General features: G+C 66.0%; 23 protein-coding genes and 1 other RNA gene. 10 read left to right on the top strand and 14 right to left on the bottom strand.

Annotated features, from left to right (window positions below; genetic code table 11):
• Positions 1 to 173 precede the first annotated feature (173 nt).
• From LN450_RS08515 to LN450_RS08490, 6 genes are all read right to left on the bottom strand, one after another.
• A complete protein-coding gene (locus LN450_RS08515) occupies positions 174 to 974 on the bottom strand; it encodes a dienelactone hydrolase family protein (RefSeq protein WP_008572408.1) in 801 nt (266 codons plus the stop codon).
• Between the two features lie 183 nt (positions 975 to 1,157).
• Positions 1,158 to 1,233: non-coding RNA, sX9 sRNA (locus LN450_RS08510), on the bottom strand.
• A gap of 62 nt (positions 1,234 to 1,295) precedes the next feature.
• Positions 1,296 to 2,702, bottom strand: a complete 1,407-nt coding sequence (murD, locus tag LN450_RS08505) for a UDP-N-acetylmuramoyl-L-alanine--D-glutamate ligase (protein ID WP_011348101.1) — start codon at positions 2,700 to 2,702, stop codon at positions 1,296 to 1,298.
• On the bottom strand, positions 2,683 to 4,038 hold the full coding sequence (gene murL, locus LN450_RS08500; RefSeq protein ID WP_011348102.1) for a UDP-N-acetyl-alpha-D-muramoyl-L-alanyl-L-glutamate epimerase: 1,356 nt from the start codon (positions 4,036 to 4,038) through the stop codon (positions 2,683 to 2,685). Before murL ends, murD begins: the two co-directional genes overlap by 20 nt.
• A complete protein-coding gene (locus tag LN450_RS08495; RefSeq protein ID WP_008572403.1) occupies positions 4,035 to 4,493 on the bottom strand; it encodes a hypothetical protein in 459 nt (152 codons plus the stop codon). The genes murL and LN450_RS08495 overlap by 4 nt, the downstream gene beginning before the upstream one ends.
• Positions 4,477 to 7,086 carry a bifunctional aspartate kinase/diaminopimelate decarboxylase gene (locus LN450_RS08490; protein ID WP_011348103.1) on the bottom strand — a complete coding sequence of 870 codons (2,610 nt, stop codon included), beginning with the start codon at positions 7,084 to 7,086 and terminating at the stop codon, positions 4,477 to 4,479. Before LN450_RS08490 ends, LN450_RS08495 begins: the two co-directional genes overlap by 17 nt.
• Positions 7,087 to 7,269: 183 nt before the next feature.
• On the opposite strand from LN450_RS08490, the gene LN450_RS08485 reads away from it, so the two are divergent.
• Both LN450_RS08485 and LN450_RS08480 read left to right on the top strand, forming a co-directional pair.
• Positions 7,270 to 8,148, top strand: coding sequence for a PhzF family phenazine biosynthesis protein (locus tag LN450_RS08485; protein ID WP_011348104.1), 879 nt, complete (start codon positions 7,270 to 7,272; stop codon positions 8,146 to 8,148).
• A gap of 31 nt (positions 8,149 to 8,179) precedes the next feature.
• On the top strand, positions 8,180 to 9,061 hold the full coding sequence (locus LN450_RS08480) for a PhzF family phenazine biosynthesis protein (RefSeq protein WP_011348105.1): 882 nt from the start codon (positions 8,180 to 8,182) through the stop codon (positions 9,059 to 9,061).
• A gap of 263 nt (positions 9,062 to 9,324) precedes the next feature.
• On the opposite strand, the gene LN450_RS08475 is transcribed toward LN450_RS08480, so the two are convergent.
• The 5 genes from LN450_RS08475 to LN450_RS08455 all read right to left on the bottom strand — a co-directional run bounded on the left by LN450_RS08475 (position 9,325) and on the right by LN450_RS08455 (position 12,812).
• Entirely contained in the window at positions 9,325 to 9,924 is a 600-nt protein-coding gene (locus LN450_RS08475) for a glycine zipper 2TM domain-containing protein (RefSeq protein WP_039416638.1), read from the bottom strand.
• 152 nt (positions 9,925 to 10,076) lie between these two features.
• Positions 10,077 to 10,511 (bottom strand): OsmC family protein, encoded by a 435-nt coding sequence (locus LN450_RS08470; protein WP_005913281.1) that lies wholly within the window; start codon positions 10,509 to 10,511, stop codon positions 10,077 to 10,079.
• A gap of 313 nt (positions 10,512 to 10,824) precedes the next feature.
• Positions 10,825 to 11,772, bottom strand: coding sequence for an aspartate carbamoyltransferase catalytic subunit (locus tag LN450_RS08465; protein WP_011348107.1), 948 nt, complete (start codon positions 11,770 to 11,772; stop codon positions 10,825 to 10,827).
• Positions 11,773 to 11,785: 13 nt separating this feature from the next.
• Complete coding sequence (ruvX, locus tag LN450_RS08460; RefSeq protein WP_008571823.1) at positions 11,786 to 12,253, bottom strand: Holliday junction resolvase RuvX; 468 nt, start codon at positions 12,251 to 12,253, stop codon at positions 11,786 to 11,788.
• Complete coding sequence (locus tag LN450_RS08455) at positions 12,246 to 12,812, bottom strand: YqgE/AlgH family protein (protein ID WP_003489930.1); 567 nt, start codon at positions 12,810 to 12,812, stop codon at positions 12,246 to 12,248. Before LN450_RS08455 ends, ruvX begins: the two co-directional genes overlap by 8 nt.
• Before the next feature lie 276 nt (positions 12,813 to 13,088).
• Between LN450_RS08455 and LN450_RS08450 the strand changes: the two genes are divergently transcribed.
• Positions 13,089 to 13,661 carry a DNA-3-methyladenine glycosylase I gene (locus tag LN450_RS08450; RefSeq protein ID WP_008571824.1) on the top strand — a complete coding sequence of 191 codons (573 nt, stop codon included), beginning with the start codon at positions 13,089 to 13,091 and terminating at the stop codon, positions 13,659 to 13,661.
• A gap of 7 nt (positions 13,662 to 13,668) precedes the next feature.
• On the top strand, positions 13,669 to 14,595 hold the full coding sequence (locus LN450_RS08445) for a DUF72 domain-containing protein (protein ID WP_170808591.1): 927 nt from the start codon (positions 13,669 to 13,671) through the stop codon (positions 14,593 to 14,595).
• Between the two features lie 173 nt (positions 14,596 to 14,768).
• Here the strand turns inward: LN450_RS08445 and LN450_RS08440 are convergent, their stop codons facing one another.
• From LN450_RS08440 to LN450_RS08430, 3 genes are all read right to left on the bottom strand, one after another.
• Entirely contained in the window at positions 14,769 to 15,443 is a 675-nt protein-coding gene (locus tag LN450_RS08440) for a YitT family protein (protein ID WP_008571826.1), read from the bottom strand.
• Positions 15,444 to 15,946: 503 nt separating this feature from the next.
• Positions 15,947 to 17,077: a PilT/PilU family type 4a pilus ATPase gene (locus LN450_RS08435; protein WP_008571827.1), complete on the bottom strand. Its 1,131-nt coding sequence runs from the start codon at positions 17,075 to 17,077 to the stop codon at positions 15,947 to 15,949.
• 112 nt (positions 17,078 to 17,189) lie between these two features.
• A complete protein-coding gene (locus LN450_RS08430; protein ID WP_003489919.1) occupies positions 17,190 to 18,227 on the bottom strand; it encodes a type IV pilus twitching motility protein PilT in 1,038 nt (345 codons plus the stop codon).
• A 418-nt stretch (positions 18,228 to 18,645) separates the two neighbouring features.
• On the opposite strand from LN450_RS08430, the gene LN450_RS08425 reads away from it, so the two are divergent.
• From LN450_RS08425 to LN450_RS23250, 6 genes are all read left to right on the top strand, one after another.
• Positions 18,646 to 19,338 carry a YggS family pyridoxal phosphate-dependent enzyme gene (locus LN450_RS08425; protein ID WP_008571828.1) on the top strand — a complete coding sequence of 231 codons (693 nt, stop codon included), beginning with the start codon at positions 18,646 to 18,648 and terminating at the stop codon, positions 19,336 to 19,338.
• Positions 19,339 to 19,381: 43 nt separating this feature from the next.
• Positions 19,382 to 20,236, top strand: a complete 855-nt coding sequence (gene proC, locus LN450_RS08420; protein ID WP_011348110.1) for a pyrroline-5-carboxylate reductase — start codon at positions 19,382 to 19,384, stop codon at positions 20,234 to 20,236.
• Positions 20,237 to 20,795: 559 nt separating this feature from the next.
• Positions 20,796 to 21,221, top strand: a complete 426-nt coding sequence (locus tag LN450_RS08415; protein WP_008571830.1) for an HU family DNA-binding protein — start codon at positions 20,796 to 20,798, stop codon at positions 21,219 to 21,221.
• 106 nt (positions 21,222 to 21,327) lie between these two features.
• Positions 21,328 to 21,969 carry a M23 family metallopeptidase gene (locus tag LN450_RS08410; RefSeq protein WP_011348112.1) on the top strand — a complete coding sequence of 214 codons (642 nt, stop codon included), beginning with the start codon at positions 21,328 to 21,330 and terminating at the stop codon, positions 21,967 to 21,969.
• A gap of 57 nt (positions 21,970 to 22,026) precedes the next feature.
• Positions 22,027 to 22,368 carry a DUF3861 family protein gene (locus tag LN450_RS08405; RefSeq protein ID WP_003489901.1) on the top strand — a complete coding sequence of 114 codons (342 nt, stop codon included), beginning with the start codon at positions 22,027 to 22,029 and terminating at the stop codon, positions 22,366 to 22,368.
• 56 nt (positions 22,369 to 22,424) lie between these two features.
• The gene (locus LN450_RS23250; protein ID WP_011348113.1) at positions 22,425 to 22,967 is read left to right on the top strand and encodes a hypothetical protein; all 543 of its coding nucleotides are present in this window, start codon (positions 22,425 to 22,427) and stop codon (positions 22,965 to 22,967) included.
• The last annotated feature ends 24 nt before the right edge of the window (positions 22,968 to 22,991 follow it).

Below are 22,991 nucleotides of genomic sequence, written 5' to 3'. Positions count from 1 at the left end.
AGATTGGAGATTAGGGATTCGCAAAGGCGGCTTGATCGCGGTTTTGCGCGTCCCGACATCGGTTAGCCGAATGATTGATCAGCGAAACTCCCGAGCAAAAACCCGGGGGTTTGATTCGCTGAAGGACGGGACTTCGCTCTTGCGAATCCCCAATCCCAAATCACCAATCCCGGCTACTGCCCAAAGCGCTCGTCGAAGAAATCGCCGAGCATGCGATACGCCCGCTTGGCCGCACGCGGGTTGTACAGGCAGCCCGGCGGGCTGTTGGCGTCGGCCTCGGCAAAGCAATGCACCGCGCCGCTGAAATTGACGAATTGCCAATCTGCGCCGGCCGCATTCATTTCGGTTTCGAACGCGGCGATATCCGCCTTGCTCACGCTCTTGTCGTCGGCACCGTTGAGCACCAGCAGCGGCGTCTTGGCCGAGCCGGCGGCGGCCGGGCTGGGAGTCGCGATGCCACCATGCAGGCTCACCACGCCGGCCAGCTGCGCGCCTGAGCGCACCAGCTCCAGCACCGTGGTGCCGCCGAAGCAGAAACCCACCGCACCGATGCGCGCTGCGTCCAGCGGCGCCTTGCCGGCCTGCGCCTTGAGCACCTCTACCGCTTTCAGTGCGCGTGCGCGCAACTCCGGCGGATCCTTCTTCAGGGCGCCGGCGAACTGCCCAGCCTCGCTGTCGTTGGCCGGGCGCTTGCCCTTGCCATACACGTCGGCCACCAGCACCACGTAATCGTCGCCGGCCAGCTGCTTGGCCTTGGTCACCGCCGAGTCGTTGACACCGCGCCAGTTGGGCACCATGACCAGCCCCGGGCGCTTGGCATCGCCGGCATCGTCGTACACCAGCACGCCGCTATAGGTGTCCTTGCCGATCTTCCATTCCAGCGGCTTGGCCTGCATCGCCGCTGCTGCGGGGAAGGCCAGCGAAGCCAGAACACCGATCAACCCAATGCCACGCCATGTCCGTTGCTTGTAAATGTGCTTGCTCCCAGGATGGTGCGGCGAGTGTAGGCGCTGCTGCCGTGCAGGAGAGGTCATCGTCGCCGCTGCCGGCCACGGTGGCGGCAGGCAGTCAGTCCGATCGCACCTGCGCGTTCGCATGCGCTGCGCATGCGTGCTTTCGAGGCGATCGCGCCACCGCGGCGGCGCTGGCGTTGGCGCGGCGACCAACAGGCAACGAACATCCATCTGGTGGCGGAGAACAGCGCGCAGGCACAGCGGTGTGCGAGCGGCACATACCATTGCCGAGCATCGGCCATGCCCACCAGCCGATGAGTGCAGCCGGTGCGTTAGCCGCCTTCAGTGCACACCCAGTCCGTCAATCGCGCTGATTGCCGCCGGGTCGAACCCTGCCAGCTGCGCGAAGTGGCGGCCGCGCGCAACATAGTCGCTGTAGGCGCCGAAGCTGGGCGCCCCGGGCGAGAGCAGCACCACACCGCCCTGCTGGCCCAGCGCAGCGCGCGCCAGTCCCATGGCGTGTTCGAGATCGTTGGCCGCATGCAGGCCGAAGTGCCCCGCCTCGGCCAGCGGCGCCAGCAATGCATGGATGCGTGGGCCGTTGGCGCCCATGGTCACGATTTCCAGCGGCGCCTGCCGCGCCATCTGCTGGGCGAAATCGTGCCAATCCAGCCCGCGATCATGGCCACCGACCAGTAGTGCCACGCGTCGCTGCGCAAAGCACGCCAGGGCAGCCAGCGATGCATGCGGCGTGGTGCTGATGGAATCGTTGACGTAGCTGATGCCGTCCACGCTGCCGAGCAACTGCAGGCGGTTGGGCAATGGACGAAAGCTCGCTGCCGCCGGCGCAAGTGCCGCCGCATCCAGGCCCAAGGCCTCTACCGCCGCCAGCACCGCGCACAGGTTGCGGCGGTTGTGCTCGCCCGGCAGCGGCACATCGGCGGTATCGAAAATGGCCTGTTCGCCGCGATAGACCACGTCGCCACGCAGATGCCAACCGGCGGAATGATTGAACCAACGCACCTGGCTATCCGGCAACTGCAGGCCGGCAAGCAGCGGGTCGGCAGCGTTGAGCAAGGCGATCCGCGGCCGGCCTTCGGTCACCAGCGACAGCTTGTCGCGCACATAGCGTGCCTCATCGCCGTGCCAGTCCAGATGCTCGGGAAACAGATTCAACACCAGTGCCAGTTCCGGGCGCGCGCCGCTGCGCCCGACATCACCGGTCTGGTAGCTGGACAACTCGATCGCCCAATACGCCGGCGGCGGCTGCGGTGCCAGCACTTCCAGCAAGGGCTGGCCGATATTGCCGACCAACGCGGTGCGATGCCCGGCCGCGCGCAGCAGGTGCGCCAGCAGCGCCGTGGTGGTGCTCTTGCCCTTGGTGCCGGTGACGCAGATGACACCGGGCACGCTGCCGTCCGCCTGCGCGTGTTCGGCAAACCACAGCGCGGTGCCGCCGATGAAGCACGTGCCCTGCGCGGCGGCGACCAATGCCTCGGCGCGATACGGGCTGATGCCGGGCGACTTCACGACGATCTCGAATCGCCCCAGCGCCTGCGCGCTGGCAGCGGTTTCCACCTGCAAGGCCGCATCTTCCAGCGCATCAATCTCGCGCGCCTCTTCGGCGTTGCAGAACACCGTCAGCGCTTGCGTCGGCAGGCGCGTCCGCAGCGCACGGTACGCCGCGCGTCCTTCACGCCCCCAGCCCCACAACGCAACGGTCTTGCCTTCAAGCTGCGAAATTCGCACGCACGCGCTCCCACAGCGCCGGCGGAATCCGGTGCTCGCCATCGATGGCCATGAGTGGCTCGACCTGCAGATCATCTGGGTCGAGCTGCGGCTGGATGTCGCGGATGAAGCGCTTCAACAACGCGTCCTCCTTCCACTCCGCGCGGCTGGCCAGCACCGCCATCGCCGCGCGCGATTCACGGCCTTCGCCCACGCATTCGAACGGCTTGTGGTCCTGGAATTCCAGCAACGCGTCGTAGCCGCCGGCCTGGGTCGCATCGTCGAGCAGATTGCGCCCGAAGATGTTGACCAGCCGTGTCTTGGGCATGAACGGCGCCAGCGCCAGGAACACGAAATGGCACTTCGGGCACACGCCGCACCAGCGGTGCACCGGGCGCTCGCCCATGATGTGGAAGTTGCGGTTGCAGCTGGAAAAATGCGCGTCGTAGTGATCGGTCTTGGCGAACTGCCGCGCCACCGCCAACTCCGAGAGCGGCCGCAGCAACGAGTAATAGCGCAGATCGGCTGCCACGTGCCGCTGCACGTACTCGCCGAACGCCTGTTCGAAGGCCCAGCCCTTGGACCACTGGTGATTGACCTCGCCGGTGCCGGGAATCTGGCTGCCGTAACTGGCCGAGCGTTCGTTGGAGAACACCACCTGATCAACACCAGTGAGCAGCGCTGCCAGCACCAGAATGGCCGAGTTCACCGCGGTCACCGGGATATGCCCGTTCCACGCGCCCTGGCGGTTGAGTTCGAACAATTCCGGTGCCAGCACGCGGCCGATGTTGAGTACCGGCAACCCGGTGCGCTCTGCGCAGGCACGGATGAGTTGCGAACCGCCGATCCAGCTCACGGTCTGCGCCAGGCCGGCCTGGCGCAGCGCCTCGATGCTGACCAGCGAATCCTTACCGCCGCCGATCGCCACCAGCGCATGCTCGCGCAACCCCACCGCCGGCGCGGCGGCAGAAGCCTGCGCCTCCACCGGGAAGTGGATCTTGCCGTGCAGATCCAAGCCATTGCGGTAGGCAAATTCGCCCAGGCCGTGCAGATACACGCTTTCCACCAGCGCGGCCGTCTCGGCATCGATGCCGTAGCTGTCGATGGCGATGTTCGGCGGCACCGCGGCCTTGAAATAACTGACCCCTGCAATGAGATGCAGCAGCCGCAGCGCCTGTTGCACGGCAGTTGCCCGCGCGCCCTCTAGCACGAACGGAGCGCCCGGCACCGCAACGGTCTCGACCAGCTCCGGGCCTTGATCGAAGGCATACACCAGCGTCGCCACGCCGGTCTGCGCGTCGAGTGCGCAACGCACGAAACGGAAGGTGGACATCTGATGTTTGTCGAAAGCGCTCATGGACTACCTGCAGAAACACGTACACGACGCAGATAACGTCGGCACAGGACATATTCAATCATGGAAAACGGCACCGCCGCCCAAAGCAACGGCAGGCAACCGATCACGAACAACAGCAGCATCACATCCGAGCGAATCACCGTTGCGTCGCCGGTGATGGCCAACGCGACCAGCAGATACAGCAGCAACGCCGGCAGATAGCCAAGCGCACTCAACACCACGGTGCGCAATGCCATGCCGCCGGCGCGCTGCGCGCGTGCCTGCCGGGCACGCCGACGTTGCCAGAACGCTGCGCTCCACGCGCCGAGGCCGGCAGCGACCAATGCGGGGATTGCCCACTTCAAGCTGTCGGTCCACGGGGTCGGTTGCCCGGCGATATCGATGGCGGTGGAAAACACCATCGCCACGCCACCGGCCAACGTGCTGAGTACGACGAACTCAGCCAGTGGACGCATCGATCACCTCTTCGCGCGGCAATTCGCGCTGATTGTAGGTGCTGGCCATCGTGTAGCCGTAGGCACCGGCATCGGCGACCAGCACCACATCGCCCGGTGCAGTGGCCGCTGGCAGCCGGCGACGCTTGCCGAACACGTCCGACGATTCGCAGATCGGCCCGACGATATCGAACATGCCGCCGGCCGGCGCGTCGAGTTGGCTGAGGTTTTCGATGTCGTGCCAGGCGTCGTACAACGCCGGGCGAATCAAGGTGTTCATGCCCGCATCCAGGCCCACGCGGTGCACACCGTCCTTCTCGATCACCTGGGTGACGCTGGCCAGCAAGACGCCGGCTTCGGCCACCAGATAGCGGCCCGGCTCGATCGCCAGGCGGTAGCCAGGATGCACCGCCTTGACCTCGGCCAGGCCCTTGGCCCACACCTCCAGATCGAACGGCTCGTCTTCGGCGCTGTACGGAATCGGCAGGCCGCCGCCGATGTCGATGGTCTCTACCGTGCCGATGCGACGCGCGAAGCCGGCCAACTCGTCGTACATCATCCGCCAGTGCTCGCCGGTCTCCACGCCACTGCCCAGATGCGCATGCACGCCGGTGATGGTGACCTCGAGCGTGCGCGCCACATCGACGAATTCATCCACGCGCGTGGACGACAGGCCGAACTTGGACGCCTTGCCGCCGGTGTTGACCTTCTCGTGATGGCCGTCGCCGTGCCCCAGGTCGATGCGCAGCCAGATCGTGCGGCCACGGAACACCTCGGGCCAGTTGCGCAGCGCTTCGACGTTGTCCACGGTCACCGTCACGCCCAGCGCGAAGGCCGCCTCGTATTCGGCCTTGGGCGCAAAGCTCGGCGTGAACAGCACGCGCCGCGGCGACAACTCCGGCAGCGTCTGGAAGACGCGGCGCAATTCGCCGTGCGAGACGCACTCCAGCCCGAAGCCGGCCTGTTCCAGCGCCATCAAGATGGCCGGATGCGCGTTGGCTTTGATCGCGTAATAGCGCTGATCCACCGCGGCAATCTGCGCCAGCGCATGCGCACGCGCACGCACCGTGGGCAGGTGGTACGCGTAACGCGGCGTCCCGGCCTTGGACAGCGACAGCAGATGCGCGCGCTCGGCATGCCACCACGGCGTGGGACGCGGACGTACCGAGCCGATGATCTGCCGCCAGCGCGGGCCGAACACCTCGCCCTCGCTGACCGGCATTGCACCGCTGTCGATCAGTTCGGCATGCAGGATCGGCAGCAAACCGTCGGCATCGGCTTCGTCGATGACGAAGGTCAGGTTCAAGTCGTTGGACGACTGCGAAATCATGTGCACGCGCTCCTGCCCGAACGTGGCCCACACGTCGGAGAGCTTGTGCAGCAGCGAACGCATGCCGCGCCCGACCAGGGTGATGGCCGCGCAAGGAACGATGATCTTGACCTTGCAGATCTGCGACAGATCGGCCGACAACGCCGCCAGCACGTCGGTGTTGACCAGGTTTTCCGAAGGATCCAGCGACACGGTGACGTTGGTCTCGGCCGAACCGATCAGATCCACCGACAGGCCATGCTTCTTGAACAGCGTGAACACGTCGGCCAGGAAGCCGACCTGCTGCCACATGCCGATACCTTCCATCGACACCAGCACGATGCCGTTGCGGCGGCTGATCGCCTTGACGCCCAACACCGGTTCGGCATTGCCGTCGATGCTGGTGCCCGGCAGATCGGGGCGCTCGGTGTCCAGGATCGCCATCGGCACGCCGGAGTCGCGACACGGCTTGATCGAACGCGGATGCAGCACCTTGGCGCCGGTGGTGGCGATTTCCTGCGCTTCGTAATAGTCCAGCCGGGTCAGCAGCCGCGCGTCCGGCACTTCCTTCGGGTTGGCGCTGAACATGCCGGGCACATCGGTCCAGATTTCCACGCGGCTGGCGCCGAGCAGCGCACCGAAGTACGCCGCCGAGGTATCCGAACCGCCACGGCCCAGAATCGCGGTGCCGCCATCGGCATGACGCGAAATGAAGCCTTGCGTGATCAGCAAGCGTGTCGGTTGCGCGGCGAAACGCGTGCGCCAATCGGCATCGGACTGCCACTGGCACGACACCGACAGCCGCTTGGACCACTCGCTCTGATTCGGCTGCGGGGGCGGCGCCGACAGCCATTGGCGCGCATCCAGCCAGCCCATGTCCAGGCCGCTGGCATGCAGGTACGCCGCACCGATGGTGGACGACAGCAACTCGCCCTGCCCCAGCACCTCGGCCTGCCAGTCCAGCGTGCGCATTGCAGCGCGCGCGTCGCCCAGCAACGCATGCAGTGCGGCCAGTCGCTCGCCCAGCACCGCATCGGCGTCCAGTTCGAGCTCGGCCAGAAACTCACGATGGCGTTGGTCCAGTGCCGCCACGCGCTGTGCGCTATCGGCGGCGCCGTCGGCAATGGCGGTGAGCTCGTTGGTCACGCCCGACAATGCAGACACCACCACCAGCACGCGACCGCCGGTCTCGTGCGCCCGTTTGCCCGCCAGTTTTCCAATCGTGTCCCAGCGATGACGACGCGACACCGAAGTGCCGCCGAACTTGAGGACGATCCAACGATCGGTAGAGTGGGGAGCTGACATTGAGATATGCGTTTAGGATGGGGGGAAGATGCCCGGGATGCCGAGCGGAACCTCCGATTCTACTGCCAATGCTGCTGACATGACCCCGCGTGCGATCACAGCGTTACGGTCGCCACGTCCACTGCCGTATCGGTTTGCACTGCAACCATCGCCGCGCCCTCCTTCGATCGAGATGTCCCCACCATGAGCAAGCACCGCTATCTGCAACTGGATGTTTTCGCCGCCCGGGCCGGCAGCGGCAACCCGCTGGGCGTGGTCTTCAATGCAGAGACGTTGTCGTCTGCGCAGATGCAGCAGATCGCCGCGTGGCTGAATCTGTCCGAGACGGTCTTCTTCCTGCCGGTCAGCGTGCCCGATGCCGATTACCACATCCGCATCTTCACCCCACGTGCCGAGCTACCGTTTGCCGGCCACCCCAGCGTCGGTGCCGCGTGGGCGGCGGTGACCCACGGCGTGACCGCGTACAAGCCCGACGGCCGGCTGCGCCAGCAATGCGCGGCCGGCGTGCTGCCGGTGGACGTGTTCGACCGGCACGGCGCCTTGCTGGTGCGGCTGCGCGCCCCGCGCGCACGCGCCATCGACACGGGCGACACGTACGCCGAGGCGCTGCGTGGCGCCTGCACTGGCCTGCGCGTCAGCGCGCAGCCGGCCGCACTCTGGAACAACGGCCCGAACTGGTGGTTGCTGGAATTGGCCGACGCGCAGGCGATACGGCAGGCAGTCCCGGAGCTTGCCGCCATTGCGCGCCTGACCCAGGCCAGCGCCGCCGTTGGCCTGGCCATCTACGCGCCCGTGCACGATGGCGATGCCGACTTGGCCGTCCGCGCGTTCTGCCCGGGCGATGGCATTGCGGAAGACCCGGTCACCGGCAGCGCCAATGCCTGTATTGCCGCCCGCCTGCATGGCGAGGGCCGCCTGCCCGGAGCGCAGTCGCGCTACGTCGCCAGTCAGGGCCGCGAGGTTGGCCGCGACGGCCGCGTCCAGGTGGAGGTGGACGCGGAAGGCGAAGTCTGGATTGGCGGAGCGACGCTGCAGGTGATCGACGGCCGCATCGATTGGTAAGCTGCCGCGCCTTTACTGCGGATCGACGCCCATGACCACTCGCCGTTTCCTGCAACTGGATGTGTTCTCCGCCCGCCCCGGCAGCGGCAATCCGCTGGCGGTGGTGCTGGATGCGCAGGGTCTGGACGATGCGGCGATGCAGGCCATCGCACGCTGGACCAAACTGCCGGAGACCACCTTCGTCTTTCCCGCCGAAAGCACGCACAGCAGCTACCGGCTGCGCATGTTTTCGCCGCAGAAGGAGGTGCCGTTTGCCGGCCATCCCAGTGTGGGCACTGCGCATGCCGTGCTCGAGGCCGGCCTGGCCGCACCACAGGATGGCGTCCTGGTACAGGACGGCATCGCCGGCCGGTTGCCGCTGCGTGTGGAGCAGCGCGGCGGCCACCGCAGCATCGCGATCCGCACGCCACGCGCACGCGTGGCCGAGCAGGTGGATGCCAACGATCCGCGCCTGCGCGATGCCTTGCAGGGCTGGCCGCTGGGGAGGCTGCCGCCTGCGCTGATGGACGGCGGCCGCACCTGGTGGGTGGTGGAACTGGCAAGCGAAGCCGCGCTGCGCGGCCTGCAGCCGGACTGGGACGCGATTGCCGGGTTGGCAGAATCCACCGGCAGCATGGGCGTGTTTGCGTATGCACGCGCCGGCGCACCGGGCACCTACGATCTGGCAGTACGAGCCTTCGTCGGCAATGGCCGGCGCTTCGAAGACGCGGCGTCCGGCGCGGCCAATGCGGTGCTGGCCGCATGGCTGGACAGCCGTGACGCATTGCCCGGTACCGACCGTCGCTACACCGTCAGCCAGGGCCGCGAAATCGGCTTCGATGCCCTGTTGGAACTGCATATCGATGCCGACGGCGACGTGTGGTCGGGTGGCCAGGTGCAGACGGTGATTCGCGGCACGCTGGACTGGGCTTAGGGCGGCAGCAGCGCTGCTGCGCTGGATTCAACGCAGCGGGTGGCCTGCAGGTGCTGCCAATTTCTGATCACCGCCGGTGCACCGCGCATCGGCGCTTGTGTGAAACAGCAAGGCGCCTCGCATCGATCAGCGCCCACGCCTGGTTGACGTGCCACTGCTGCCGGCAATCGCTCCGCCAAACGCAAGAACGCTGCGGTTGCCCGCAGCGTTCTGTTTAGCCCGATGCCGGAGCCACCAGCGGCACCGCATGCATCCGGCACTGATCAGTCGGGGCGCACGTCGACACGCACACGGATTCGGTCGCCCGGGTTGTAATCGCTACGCGTGTGGTACATGCGGCCGGCGTATTCGTAGGTGACGTCGTAGCCATCCACGCGGTCGCGTTCACGGCGGTAGGACACCGGCTCGCAGACCCTCACGTTGCCCTGGTAGGTGCGGTGATTGGCCTCATAGATCGAACGGCCCGCCGCGACGCCCGCCATGGTGCCCACGGCGGTACCGACCAGACGACCATTGCCGCCGCCGACCTGGCTGCCGAGCACGGCACCCGCAATACCACCGATCACACTGGCCACGCCGCGATTGGACACACCGGCCTGTGCATAGCCGCCGTCGCGGTAATACCCGTCGTTGCTCGTGTAATAACCGTCGGCGGGACGATCGTAGCAACGCTCGCTGGTGCGCTCGTTGTAGGAGTCGGCAACGATGATCGGATCCACGCGCACGACGCGCGCATATTCGTAACGGCCATCCTCGTAGCCGCTGCGGCCGTAATCGCGGTAGCCGCTGTCATAGCGCTGCGCCGTGGCATTGCCCGCCACGACCAGACCCATCACCAGAGCACCAAGCACGAGAGTTTTCATTGCGGCAGCTTCATAGGGAGGACACGCTGCCGATGCTCGTCCTGCGCCAGTGAAACCGCACTGAACCAAACCGGCCGTAAAAAGCCCCATTCAGGTTGCCGCCAGCTGCGCGCGCCGGGCGTTTGCGCCGACGCGTCGCAGCGGTATTGGCGTTAGCTGGAAAACTCGGTTTCCAGACTGATGGGCACCGCGCTCAGTGCCTTGGAGACCGGGCAATTCTTCTTGGCGGCGTCGGCCAGCTCGCGGAACTTGGCCTCGTCGATGCCGGGCACCACGGCCTTGAGCTTGAGGCGAATCTGCGACAACTGCGGGCCGCCTTCCATCGACAGATCCACATCGGCGCGCGTGTCCAGCGAGGCCGGCGGAAAACCGGCTTCGGTCAACTGCGCAGACAACGCCATGGTGAAACAGCCGGCATGCGCGGCGGCGATGAGTTCTTCCGGATTGGTGCCCTTCTCGTCGCCGAAGCGGCTGCTGAAGGCATAACGGGTGTTGTCCATCAAGCCGCTCTGCGGCGTGCTGAGCTGGCCCTTGCCGGTCTTGAGGTCGCCTTCCCAGTGGGCGGTGGCGTGACGTGAAATACCCATTGCGATCTCCTGCGCTGAAAGGAGCGCTCACGATAGGTGAGAGGGTGTTAGCTGGTGGTGCGGGGATTCGGGATTCGGGATTCGGGATTCGCAAGAGCAGACCGCCAGGCACCTCAGGCAGCAAGCGACTGTTTGTCTGCACGCATGATGTTGCGCATCGAACGCCACCGCGCGACCGACCACGGTGCACGTTCGGCGAGAAGCGGCTGCCTCTTCGCAATCGACGCCTCATGGATCAAAGGCCACCGCGCGTTGGTTGCGCGGTGGGGGCGCCGCTCCTGGAGCGACTCACGATCTGACGGCGCAGCCGCGCTTAGCCGAGCAGGGTTTCCAGCACGGCCATGCGTACGGCAACGCCATTGGCAACCTGACGCAGCACGCAGGATTGCGCGCCGTCGGCCACTTCATCGGTGATTTCAACGCCGCGGTTGATCGGGCCCGGGTGCAGCACCGCGGCGTCGCGGCCAGCACGCGCCAGACGCTCACGGGTCAGACCATATTCGGTGTGGTACTGCTCCAGCGAGGGCACCAGGCCTTCTTCCATGCGCTCGCGCTGCAGGCGCAGCATCATCAACGCGTCGGCGCCTTCGAGCATGGCATCGAAATCCTGGCCGACCACGCAGCCCTCCAGTATGCCGTCGTCCGGCAGCAGGCTGGCCGGGCCGCAGACGCGGATCTCGCCAGCGCCCAGCGTGCGCAGGGCATGCAGGTCCGAGCGCGCCACACGCGAGTGCTTGACGTCGCCGACGATAACGACCTTGAGCTTGGAAAAATCGGTGCCCTTGGCCTGGCGCAGGGTGAGCATGTCGAGCAGGCCCTGGGTAGGATGCGCGCTGCGTCCGTCGCCGGCATTGATCAACGCGGTGCCCTCGCCCGCGGCGGTCGCCAGCGCTTCCACCGCGCCGTCGTCGGGGTGACGCACCACGAAGCCGCGCACGCCCATCGCTTCGAGATTCTTCAAGGTGTCGCGCGCGGTTTCGCCCTTGCGGGTGGATGAGGTGGATGCATCGAAATTGAGCACGTCCGCGCCCAGCCGCTGCGCCGCCAGATGGAAGGAGCTGCGCGTGCGCGTGGAGGGTTCGAAGAACAGCGTGCACACCGCCGTGCCCGCCAGCACGCTGCGCTTGCCCACGCGCCCCACCGCCGCATCGCGGATCTGGCCGGCGCGGTCGAGCAATTGCAGCAGCGTGGTGCGCGGCAGTCCTTCCAGGGTGAGCAGGTGGCGCAGGCGTCCGTCCGAATCGAGTTGCATGGTGGTCATCGCAGGTCGGGAGTCAAGGAAGAGAGGTGGCTTGGTCGGGCGCGGCCAACCAGCGTTCGACGATCACTGCGGCGGCCATCGCATCGAGCGCTTCGGCGTCGCGGCGGCGCTTGCGCCCATCGGCGCGCTCGCGCGCGAAACGCTGCGCAGCCTCAACCGAACTGGAGCGCTCGTCGATCAGGACAACCGGCAGCGCATAGCGCTCGCGCAGCTGGCGGCCGAACGCGTGTGCGCGTTTTCGGGCGGGTTGGTCTTTGTCGTCCAGCGTGAGCGGGTCGCCGACCACCAGGCCGTCCGGTCGCCACTGCTTGTACACGCGGTCCAACGCAACCCAGTCCGGGCCGTTGGCATGCACATTGATGACAGCCACCGCGCGCGCGCCGGCACCGAGCGCGGTTCCGACCGCCACGCCGATCCGGCGCGACCCCACGTCGAAGCCCAGCACCGTGCCATCGGGGCGAATCGCGCCCGCCTCAGGCATGCCCGGAATAATCCGTGAGCCGGAACAGGTCTACGCCGATACGCCCGGCAGCGGTCTGCCAGCGATCTTCCAGCGCGGTCGCAAATAGCACGTTGGCATCCGAGGGCGCGGTGAGCCAGCTGTTTTCGCCCAGCTCGAATTCCAGCTGGCCGGCACCCCAACCCGCGCAGCCCAGCGCGACCAGCGCATTGCGCGGGCCGTTGCCGGCCGCCATCGCCTCAAGGATGTCGCGCGAGGTGGTCAGGAACACGCCCTGCCCCACTTCCAGGCTGGAATCCCATTCGCGCGCATCGTCATGGATCACAAAACCGCGCTCAGGGTGCACCGGCCCGCCGCTGAGCACGACCTGCTCGCGCAGCGGCTCATCGTCGGTGTCGATGCCCATCTGCGACAACACTTCGCCCAGGGTGTATTCGGAAGGCCGGTTGACCAGCACGCCCATGGCGCCGTTCTCGTCGTGCTGACAGATCAGCGCGACGCTGCGCGAGAAGGTGGGGTCGGACAGCGCCGGAAGCGCAATCAGCAGTTGGTTGGCCAGAGGCGTGGGCAAAACAGACATGGCCGCATTCTAGCCGTTCGCTTCGCCGCGCGCAGAGCCGCTGCCATACTGGGCCTTGCCGGCGCCGGAAACGTGCGATGCCGCCGATGCGGCAGCCTTCGCGGCAGACCGCATGCGGCGCCTGACCGACACGTTCAGCTTGACCGCGATGCGTGCGAGTTGCAGCGCTGCAGCGGCGCAAACGGCCTCCCGGCCTCTGCGCTACTGCCGCTCGCCCGCCACGGCAGCGACCGGCGCGCGACTGGCAAGCCTCGCCCCACAACCACAGGCATCCACATGAGCGGTTACTGCAGCATCGCCCCAGGCCATCCGGTCCATGGCCACTACCACGATCACGAGTATGGCTTTCCGCAGCGCGACGAACGCGAGTTGTTCGAACGGCTGGTGCTGGAGATCAACCAGGCCGGACTGAGCTGGCAAACCATCCTGCGCAAGCGCGTCAATTTCCAGCGGGCTTACGACGGCTTCGACGTGGACGCTGTTGCGGCATATGGCGACCAGGACATCAGCAGGTTGATGGGCGATGCCGGCATCATCCGCAATCGCCTCAAGGTGCTGGCGGCCATCCACAATGCACAGGTCATCCAGGCGCTACGCGCCACGCACGGCAGCTTCGCGCAGTGGCTGGACGCCCACCACCCGCTCGACAAACCGGCCTGGGTCAAGCTGTTCAAGAAGACCTTCCGCTTCACCGGCGGCGAAATCACCGGCGAGTTCCTGATGAGCCTGGGCTACCTGCCCGGCGCACACCATGCCCGGTGCCCGGTGTTTGCGCAGATCCGGGCACTGGCGCCGCCCTGGCTGCAGGCGCAGACGCCGGCGAAAACGCGCACGGTCCAGCGCGGCTAGACACCTCTTGCACGGCGCACGCGAAATGCTCGGGGTCATGGCTATTCGCATCGGCATTTCCGGTTGGCGTTACGCACGCTGGCGCGGCACGTTCTATCCGGCTGGCCTGGCCCAGCGGCGTGAGCTCGAATACGCCGCGGGATGCTTTCCCAGCGTGGAAATCAATGGCTCCTTTTATTCGCTGCAGCGTCCGGACAGCTTCCAGCGCTGGCATGACGAAACGCCCGAGGACTTCGTCTTTTCGGTCAAGGGCCCGCGCTTCGTCACCCACATGAAGCGCCTGCGCGATTGCGAGCAGGCGCTGGCCAACTTCTTTGCTTCGGGAATCTTGCGGCTGGGCGCCAAACTGGGCCCGGTCCTCTGGCAGCTACCGCCGACACTCCGGTTCGATGCCGAGCTGCTGGACGCATTTCTAGGCAGCCTGCCGCGCGACAGCGAGGCCGCGTTGGCGCGGGCGCGCAAGCGCGACACCGCGCTGATGCAGGGCCGCAGCGCCCTGGCAATCGATCGCAATCGGCCGATCCGTCACGCATTGGAAGTTCGTCACGACAGCTTCTGCGATCCAGCCTGCATGCGCCTGCTGCGGCGTCACAATGTCGCGGTGGTGGTCGCCGACACCGCAGGCAAATTCCCGTACATGGAGGACGTCAGCGCCGATTTTGTCTATGTGCGTCTGCATGGCGATGCGCAGTTGTACGCCAGCGGCTACAGCGATACCGCACTGGATCGCTGGGCAGCACGCATCGCCGCGTGGGCCAGCGGAGCCGAACCGGACGATGCAGCCCGGGTCGGCGCACGCGCCCGCAAGCGCGCAATGCGCGATGTGTACTGTTATTTCGACAACGACATGAAGGTGCATGCACCGTTCGATGCGCGCGGGTTGATGCAACGGCTGCAGTTGCCTACCGATTGCCCGGCACGCGAAACCACCTAGAACTGCTGACAAACGACGGCGCTTGTCGCCAGACGGGCCTGGCCGTTACACGGAAAGCGGCATGCATCGCTGGCACGCTGCGGTTCTGGCCGCGCCAGCCGCGCCCGCTGACCGTCTGCCCGCGACATCGTGCTAGCCGCTCCCGGACGCATGCGAGCGATCTTCGGCACGTATCACACGCCCATATAGCGGTGCGGGCGGTGATTGAACATCAGCACCAGACTCAGCATCAAGGCGCCGATGGCCGAATACAGCACCTTGTCCGGGGTCAGCACGAAGAAGGCGACCAGCATGAGCATCGCGTCGAAGCTCATTTGCACCTTGCCCGCGCTCCAGCCACGCTCGCGCTGCAGGTACACCGCCAGGATGCCGATGCCGCCCAGGCTGCCGCGGTGGCGAATGAAGAACAAGATTCCCAGGCCAGACAGCGCGCCGCCGGCGATTGCCGAAAATGCCGTGCTCATGTGCGCGTAGTCGGCCCAGCGCGGCAGCAGGTTGGTCAGCACGCCGCACGCGCCGACTGCCGCGAAGGTCTTCAGGGTGAATTCCCACCCCATCCGGCGCACGCTCAGCCAATAGAACGGCAGATTGACCAGCACGAACACCAGGCCGAAATTCCAGTGCAGCGCGTAGTGCAACAGGAAGGCCACGCCGGCCATGCCGCCGATCATCAGTCCGCCCTTGGCAAAGATGGCCAGACCGAGGGATGCAACCAGGGTCGCCAGCACCATGCCTTGCGCATCCTCAGCCACCGAATGATGGAAGGCGTGGTCGTCGGCGGCAGTTCCGGCCGAATCCGGCGGAGGAGTGAGCGGGCCGGCGGTGACCACGGCACCATCGTCGGGCAAGGGTTCTTGCTCCGGTCGCAGATCGGAATCGGGAAGGCTCACGGGCTTGGGCACTGCAGTGGGGTGCGATATTAGACACTATCGACCTACCCGGTTACATCTGAAACCGGGACGACGCCTCGCCAGCTCGCTGCGTGACAGGGGCGCCTCGGCCGGCCGTCGACCGCCGCCCTCCTCCGCAGCACCCGGAATGCCGCGGCGGCGCGGCAACGGTATGGCCGGGCTCCTCGATCGTCGGCAGATGCGCGGACGATTCGAGCCAGGCCGTCGTCTTCCTTGGCGCGCTCAGGCGCCCCCTCCACGCGGCGGCCCGGGCCGCGTCGTCGGTACGATCCTGGCGCAACGCTGGTCGCCACGCCCGGCACGAAATGGCAGCGGCACGCAGACGGGCTGGCGTCGCCGCGGCGCCAGCAGGTCAGTTCCGTGCACGCCCGGGCAGGTATCCGCGTTTGTTATCCGTCGACACTGGCACCCGTGCACGCGGGCACCGAAGCGTGCTGCACTCAGCGCACTTCGGAAATTTCCACACCGTCCAGGCCCTGCGACAAGGTCTTGGCATCGCCACCCTGCGAGAGCTTGATGCGCAGGCGTACTTCGTTCTGCGAGTCGGCGTAGCGCAGCGCATCTTCATAACTGATTTCGCCGGCCTGGTAGAGCTCGAACAGGCTCTGGTCGAAGGTGCGCATGCCCAGGTTGGTGGACTCCTTCATGATCTCCTTGAGCTTGTGGATCTCGCCATCGCGGATGTAGTCCTGCACCAGCGGCGTGCCCAGCATGATTTCCATCGCCACGCGTCGGCCGCGGCCGTCCGGGGTCGGAATCAGCTGCTGCGCGACCACGCCCTTGAGGTTGAGCGACAGGTCCATCAACAGCTGGTTGCGCCGATCCTCTGGGAAGAAGTTGATGATGCGGTCCATCGCCTGGTTGGCGTTGTTGGCGTGCAGCGTGCACAGCACCAGGTGGCCGGTTTCGGCGAAGGCGATCGCATGGTCCATGCCTTCGCGGGTGCGCACCTCGCCGATCATGATCACGTCCGGCGCCTGGCGCAGGGTGTTCTTCAGCGCATTTTCCCAGCTGTCGGTGTCGATGCCGACCTCGCGCTGGGTGATGATGCAGCCCTCGTGCTTGTGCACGAATTCGATCGGGTCTTCGATGGTGATGATGTGCCCGGTGGAATTCTGGTTGCGGTAGCCGATCATCGCCGCCAGCGAAGTCGATTTACCGGTTCCGGTGGCGCCGACGAAGATGATGATGCCGCGCTTGGTCATCGACAGCGTCTTGATCACCGGCGGCAAGCTCAGCTCGTCCACGGTGGGGATGCGCGTTTCGATCCGGCGCAGCACCATGCCCACCTGATTACGCTGGTAGAAGCAGCTCACACGGAAACGCCCGACCCCGGATACGCCGATGGCGAAATTGCACTCGTGGGTCTTTTCGAATTCCTCGCGCTGCGACGGCGTCATCACGTTCAACACCAGGTCGCGGCTCTGCTGCGCAGTCAGCGGGGTCTGGGTAATCGGGCTGATCTTGCCGTGCACCTTGATCGCCGGCGGCATGCCCGAGGTGATGAACAGGTCCGAGGCCTTCTGATGCGCCATCAGCTTGAGGAAGGAGGTGAAGTCGATGGTGCTCATGGCGTGCTCCTCTGGAGCAGGGATTCGGGAGTGGAGATTCGGGATTGGCAAGAGCGGATCCGGCACGGGAAATCGCAGTTGCGAATCCCCAATCCCGAATCCCGAATCCCGGCTACTCGAATATCCGCTTGTCCTTGGCGTACTCGCGCGCCTGGTTGCGCGTGATCAGGCTGCGCTTGACCAGGTCCTGCAGATGCTGGTCCAACGTCTGCATGCCGTATTGCTGGCCGGTCTGGATCGAGGAATACATCTGCGCCACCTTGTCCTCGCGGATCAGGTTGCGGATGGCCGGGGTGCCGACCATGATTTCCCACGCCGCCGTGCGGCCGCCGCCGACCTTCTTCAGCAGTGCCTGCGAGATCACTGCGCGCAGCGATTCGGACAGCATCGAGCGCACCATCGGCTTTTCGCCGGCCGGGAACACGTCGATGATGCGGTCGATGGTCTTGGCCGCCGAGCTGGTGTGCAAGGTGCCGAACACCAGGTGGCCGGTTTCCGCGGCGGTGAGCGCCAGGCGAATGGTTTCCAGGTCGCGCAATTCGCCGACCAGGATGATGTCCGGGTCTTCGCGCAGTGCCGAGCGCAGCGCCTCGTTGAAACCGTGGGTATCGCGGTGCACTTCGCGCTGGTTAATCAGGCACTTCTGCGAGGTGTGCACGAATTCGATCGGGTCCTCGACGGTGAGGATGTGCCCGTACTCATTCTTGTTGATGTAGTCGATCATGCCTGCCAGCGTGGTCGACTTGCCCGAGCCGGTCGGGCCGGTGACCAGGATCAGGCCCTGCGGCTGGTCGATCAGCTGGCGGAAGATCGGCGGGCAGCCCAGGTCTTCCAGCGTCAGCACTTCGGACGGAATGGTACGGAACACCGCACCGGCGCCGCGGTTCTGGTTGAACGCATTGACGCGGAAACGCGCCAGCGACGGAATTTCGAACGAAAAGTCGACCTCGAGAAATTCCTCGTAATCGCGCCGCTGCTTGTCCGACATGATGTCGTACACCAGCGCGTGCACCTGCTTGTGGTCCAACGCCGGAATATTGATGCGACGGACATCGCCATCGACACGGATCATCGGCGGCAGCCCTGCAGACAGGTGCAGGTCCGATGCCTTGTTCTTGACAGAAAACGCCAATAGTTCAGCGATATCCATGCGCTGCTTTTCCCCTAGGCTGCGATTGGAAGGTACTCCCCGGCCGGCAGTATAGCGTTCTGGCTGCCGGCGGGAAGCAGCCCTGTCGCCGGTTCAGGTCGGCCGCAACGCGCCTGGCTGAAACCGTTGCCTTGCGCCCGGGTGCGGAACCGTCCAAGGCCGAATGGCTGCTGCTCGGTGGCTTCAAGGACTCGCTGGCGAGCGCAGCGCTGGCCCGAGCGTAGCCGGCCGCGCTGCCGTCAGTGCGTATCGCGCCCGGCCTTGGGCGGACCTGGGGACGGTCTCCCACCTTGCTTCCAGACACTCCTCTAAATACATGCAGCGCCGGCGCGCCGATCCAGGCGCCTGGCAGCCCCCAACTGGATGGAAGCGTCTGCGGCCGGCACTATAGCGCTCCCGCCTTTCTTCGGAATGCCACGTGCCGGCTTCGTCGCTGCAGCAGATTCTCGATGCCATCCACGCCGCGGCGGCCGCACACGCGCGTGCCGACGTGCGGCTGCTGGCGGTCTCCAAGACCAAGCCGGCCGACGCCGTCGCCGCCCTGGCCGCGCAGGGCCAGCGCGCCTTCGGCGAAAATTACGTGCAGGAAGCCGATGCCAAGATTGCCCAGTTGCGTGCGTTGGGTTTGGAATGGCATCTGATCGGCCACCTGCAATCCAACAAGGCCGAACTGGCGAGCCAGTGCTTCGATTGGGTGCAGACGGTGGACCGCGCCAAATTGATTCCGCTGCTGGCACGCCATCGCCCTGCCGACCGCGCGCCGTTGAATGTGTTGATCCAGGTCAACATCGACGACGAGGACAGCAAGCATGGATGCGCACCCGAAGCGATCGACAGCCTGGCCGAAGCGATCGCCCTGCAACCGCGTTTGCAGCTACGCGGACTGATGGCCATCCCTGCCCCGTTTCCGGATCAGGCACGACGCCAGGCCGCGTTCATGCGCATGCAGGCGCTGTTCGAGCAGCTGCAAGCCCGTCATCGGCAGGTGGACACCTTGTCGATGGGCATGAGCTCGGATTTCGCCGAAGCGATCGCGGCCGGCGCCACCATGGTGCGGGTGGGCACGGCGTTGTTCGGTGCGCGCGATCAGGCGCCGGCCGCCTCTGCCTGATCGCCTCGCCTCCCACATCGATTCGTCTTATGAAGGTGCCGCAATGAACACACCTGCCTCGTCATCGCCCTCGTCTTCCGCTGCCACGTCCATCGCTTTCGTCGGCGGCGGCAACATGGCGCGCAGCCTGATTGCCGGGCTGATCCGGCAGGGCACGCCGGCTGCCAGCATCCGCGTGGCCGAGCCGGTGGCCGAGCTGCGCGACGCCTTGGCGCGCGACTTCGGCGTGCAGGTGGTCGAGGATGCGCGCGCCGCTGTCGATGCGGCCACGACCTGGGTCTTGGCGGTCAAGCCGCAGGTCTTGCCAATGGTGTGCGCGCAACTGGCAGATCTGGCGCAGGCACAACAACCGCTGCTGGTTTCCATCGCTGCCGGCATCACCGCCACGCAGCTGCAGCGCTGGTCGGGCGGCGATATCGCGGTGGTTCGTGCCATGCCCAACACACCCGCCCTGCTCGGCGCCGGTGTCACCGGGCTGTACGCCAACGCGCGCGTGTCGGCGGCGCAACGCCAACAGGCGACCCAACTGCTGGACAGCGCCGGCGTCACCGTCTGGATCGACAACGAAGCGCAGATGGATGCGGTGACCGCGGTCTCCGGCAGTGGACCGGCCTATGTTTTTCTCTTGGCAGAAGCGATGGAAGCTGCCGCGCAAGCCCAGGGTCTGCCCGCCGCAACCGCGCGTACCTTGGTGTTGCAAACGCTGCTCGGCGCCGCACGCATGCTCACCGAATCGGGCGAACCACCGGAGGTCCTGCGTCGCCGCGTGACCTCGCCCAACGGCACGACCCACGCCGCCATCGAGACGTTCCAGGCCGGCGGCTTTGAAGCCCTTACCGCCCAGGCCATTGCCGCAGCGACCGAACGCGGCCGCAGCTTGTCCGCGGCCAATGACTGATTGAAACGCGGCGGGTCTGCATGTCGCGTATCGCACGGCGCCTTCGCGTGGCGCGCATGGCACGCCGAAAACGATTCGAACATCTGCGCAAACCGCCGCGCCAGCGCCTGATCACCGGAAGGTGGATGCAGGGCAATACAAGGCCGAAGGCTGCATAGCGCCCAATAACCGCTCCATTTGCCGCACATGGAACGTGCGTCCACGTTTGCAATCGATGGCAGCCATCTTGTCGGCGCGTGGCCCCGTTACATGCATCCCCCAAAAGGCTGGCCTTATCGGCTCGTTCCATCGTCCCCACGGATGCGTGTTGCGGCGTTTGCTCGCGCAAACGATCTGCTGCTGTGCGTCAGACATGCAGCGAACGCGCGCATGGCACGGGCAAGCCGATGCGTTTTGTGCGCTTTTTCTGCCGCTGGTGAACGAATCCCCGTCGAAAGATGCTTTTTTCGTGCTGTTTCATCGTTTGCCTATTGGCGGCGCGCAGCAGTTGCCCTACATTTCGCGTTGCCGACTGGGTCGGCAGACCCAACACCACCAACGAATACGGAACACATCACTCATGGCAAAAACCGCCGCTAAGAAGGCTGCCCCCAAGAAGGCAGTGAAAAAGGTCGCCGCGACCAAGACCGCAAAGCCGGCCAAGGCCGCTGCTGCCAAGTCCGCTGCGCCCAAGCCGATCAAGGAAGCACTGAGCAAGACCGGCCTGGTCGCGCACATTGCCGAAAGCACCCAGTTGGCCCCGAAGGACGTCCGCGCCGTGCTGGCTTCGCTGGAAGCCACCGCACACGCCTCGCTGAGCAAGAAGGGCGTCGGCAGCTTCACCATCCCGGGCATGCTCAAGCTGACCACCGTGCACGTGCCGGCCAAGCCGAAGCGCAAGGGCATCAACCCGTTCACCAAGGAAGAGCAGATGTTCGCCGCCAAGCCTGCGACCACCAAGCTCAAGTCACGTCCACTGAAGAAGTTGAAGGACGCGGCGCTCTAATCGAGCACGCATCCTGTATCACGAAGACGGCCTGCGGGCCGTCTTTTTTTTGGGCTCGCTCCGCAGAGTGCAGCACATACCGCTCATCGGCACTGCCCTACCCTGCATGCTGGTTCGCCATCTGCAGGTGCCTGTGACCGGTCCGTCGAACACCCCGCCGTCGTCGCCACGCCGAGTTGCCACCCGTAGCCCGGCACGTCGCCTGCGCAGCATTGTTGTCTCCATTGCGCTGTTGTGCGTGCTGGCGGTGGCCGCGCGCTGGGCCTGGCAGCTGCCGATCGCCCATCAGCTCCGTACCAGCTGGGAGCTGTCGCAAATGCCGCCGCCTGCGCAGTTGCATGTGCCGGTGGAAGGCGTGCGTGCGCGACAGATTGCCGACACCTTTGGTGCACCGCGTGGCCGCGACCGTACGCATGCGGGCGTGGATATCTTCGCGCCACGCGGTACACCGGTGGTGGCGGCAACGCGCGGCGTGGTCAGCGCCATCCGCGACCAGGGCCTGGGCGGAAAACAGGTCTGGCTGCTGGGTCCAGCGATGGAACGGCATTACTACGCGCATCTTGACGATTGGGCTGCCGGCCTCGCAGTAGGCGATGTGGTCGAGCCCGGCACCCTGCTCGGCAAGGTCGGCAGCACCGGCAATGCGCGCGGCACGCTGCCACACCTGCACTATGGTGTCTATGGACGCAACGGTGCGTACGATCCGCTGCCACTCCTGCGCAAACCTGCCGCTCGGCCAGCAAACTGAGCACGTTGGAACACTGCGTCATGGGCCACCCTATCGAGACGGTTGCGTCCTACGCCTATGGTGAGCACAGCCCAGAACGACGCGACCCATATGTCCCGCAAACGCTATCGCATCACGGTCACGCCGATCGAAAACGACGGCCGCCCTTGTGACGACCGCTGCACCATCGAATTCGAACAACGCTCGCGCGCCGATTGGATGCGGCTGCTCGAAGAACTACACCTGCGCCGCGACCTGAGCAGCGACGAATGCGCGGCACTGACCGTAGGCTCGCAGTTGCTGGAAGACCTGGCGGCCCGCCCACGCGCCCAGCCCAGCGATGCGCTGGACGCATTGCGTCCCAAACTGCAGCTGCTGCTGGAACGCCTGCAGCGCGTGCACCCCGCCACCGGCGCCTGAAGACGCATCGCCGCACGTACCCGCTACACTGCGCACCTCGGGGATGGGGACGCGCCATGCGCTGGATGGGAATGCTCGTTGTCGCAGCCGCACTTTCCGGTTGCAGCTGTCATCGCACTGGCGATCCGCAGGCAAACGTCGCCTCGGCGACGCACGCTGCGAGCGCATCGCGTCCGCTCGATAACGCCGCTACCGGCACCGCGACCGCATCACCTGCCCCTGCGGCTGATCCCACCGATGCCATTGCGTTGGCCAACTACGCCCAAGCAAGCGCCACCGTTCAACGCTACCTCGGCGCGTTGCCGGGAGCTGCGCGCGCGCAGGCCGATGCCTTATGGACCGGCGGTCGCCCTCCCCCGGTACCGGACGATGCGGCCTTGCGTGCCATCCCCAATATCCAGTCGATGCGCATCAACAACGATCCGCCCTTTGCACTGGATCAGGCGCAGCCGCCACAGCGTATCGAAGTACCGGTGCAGTTGACGGTACGCACCACCACCGGCACACAACGCCTGGTCGGGGCATACCGGCTGCAACCCCGGGCCGGCAGCGATGGCTGGGAAATCTATTCGGCCACGCTGCAACCGGTGTTGCGCTAACCCGTGGTTCACCGGCGCCGACTA

It is taken from the genome of Xanthomonas euvesicatoria pv. euvesicatoria (assembly GCF_020880415.1).
Lineage (GTDB): Bacteria > Pseudomonadota > Gammaproteobacteria > Xanthomonadales > Xanthomonadaceae > Xanthomonas > Xanthomonas euvesicatoria.
Note: the sequence above shows the minus strand (reverse complement) of the source record. Positions and strands in the feature narration are given on the sequence as shown.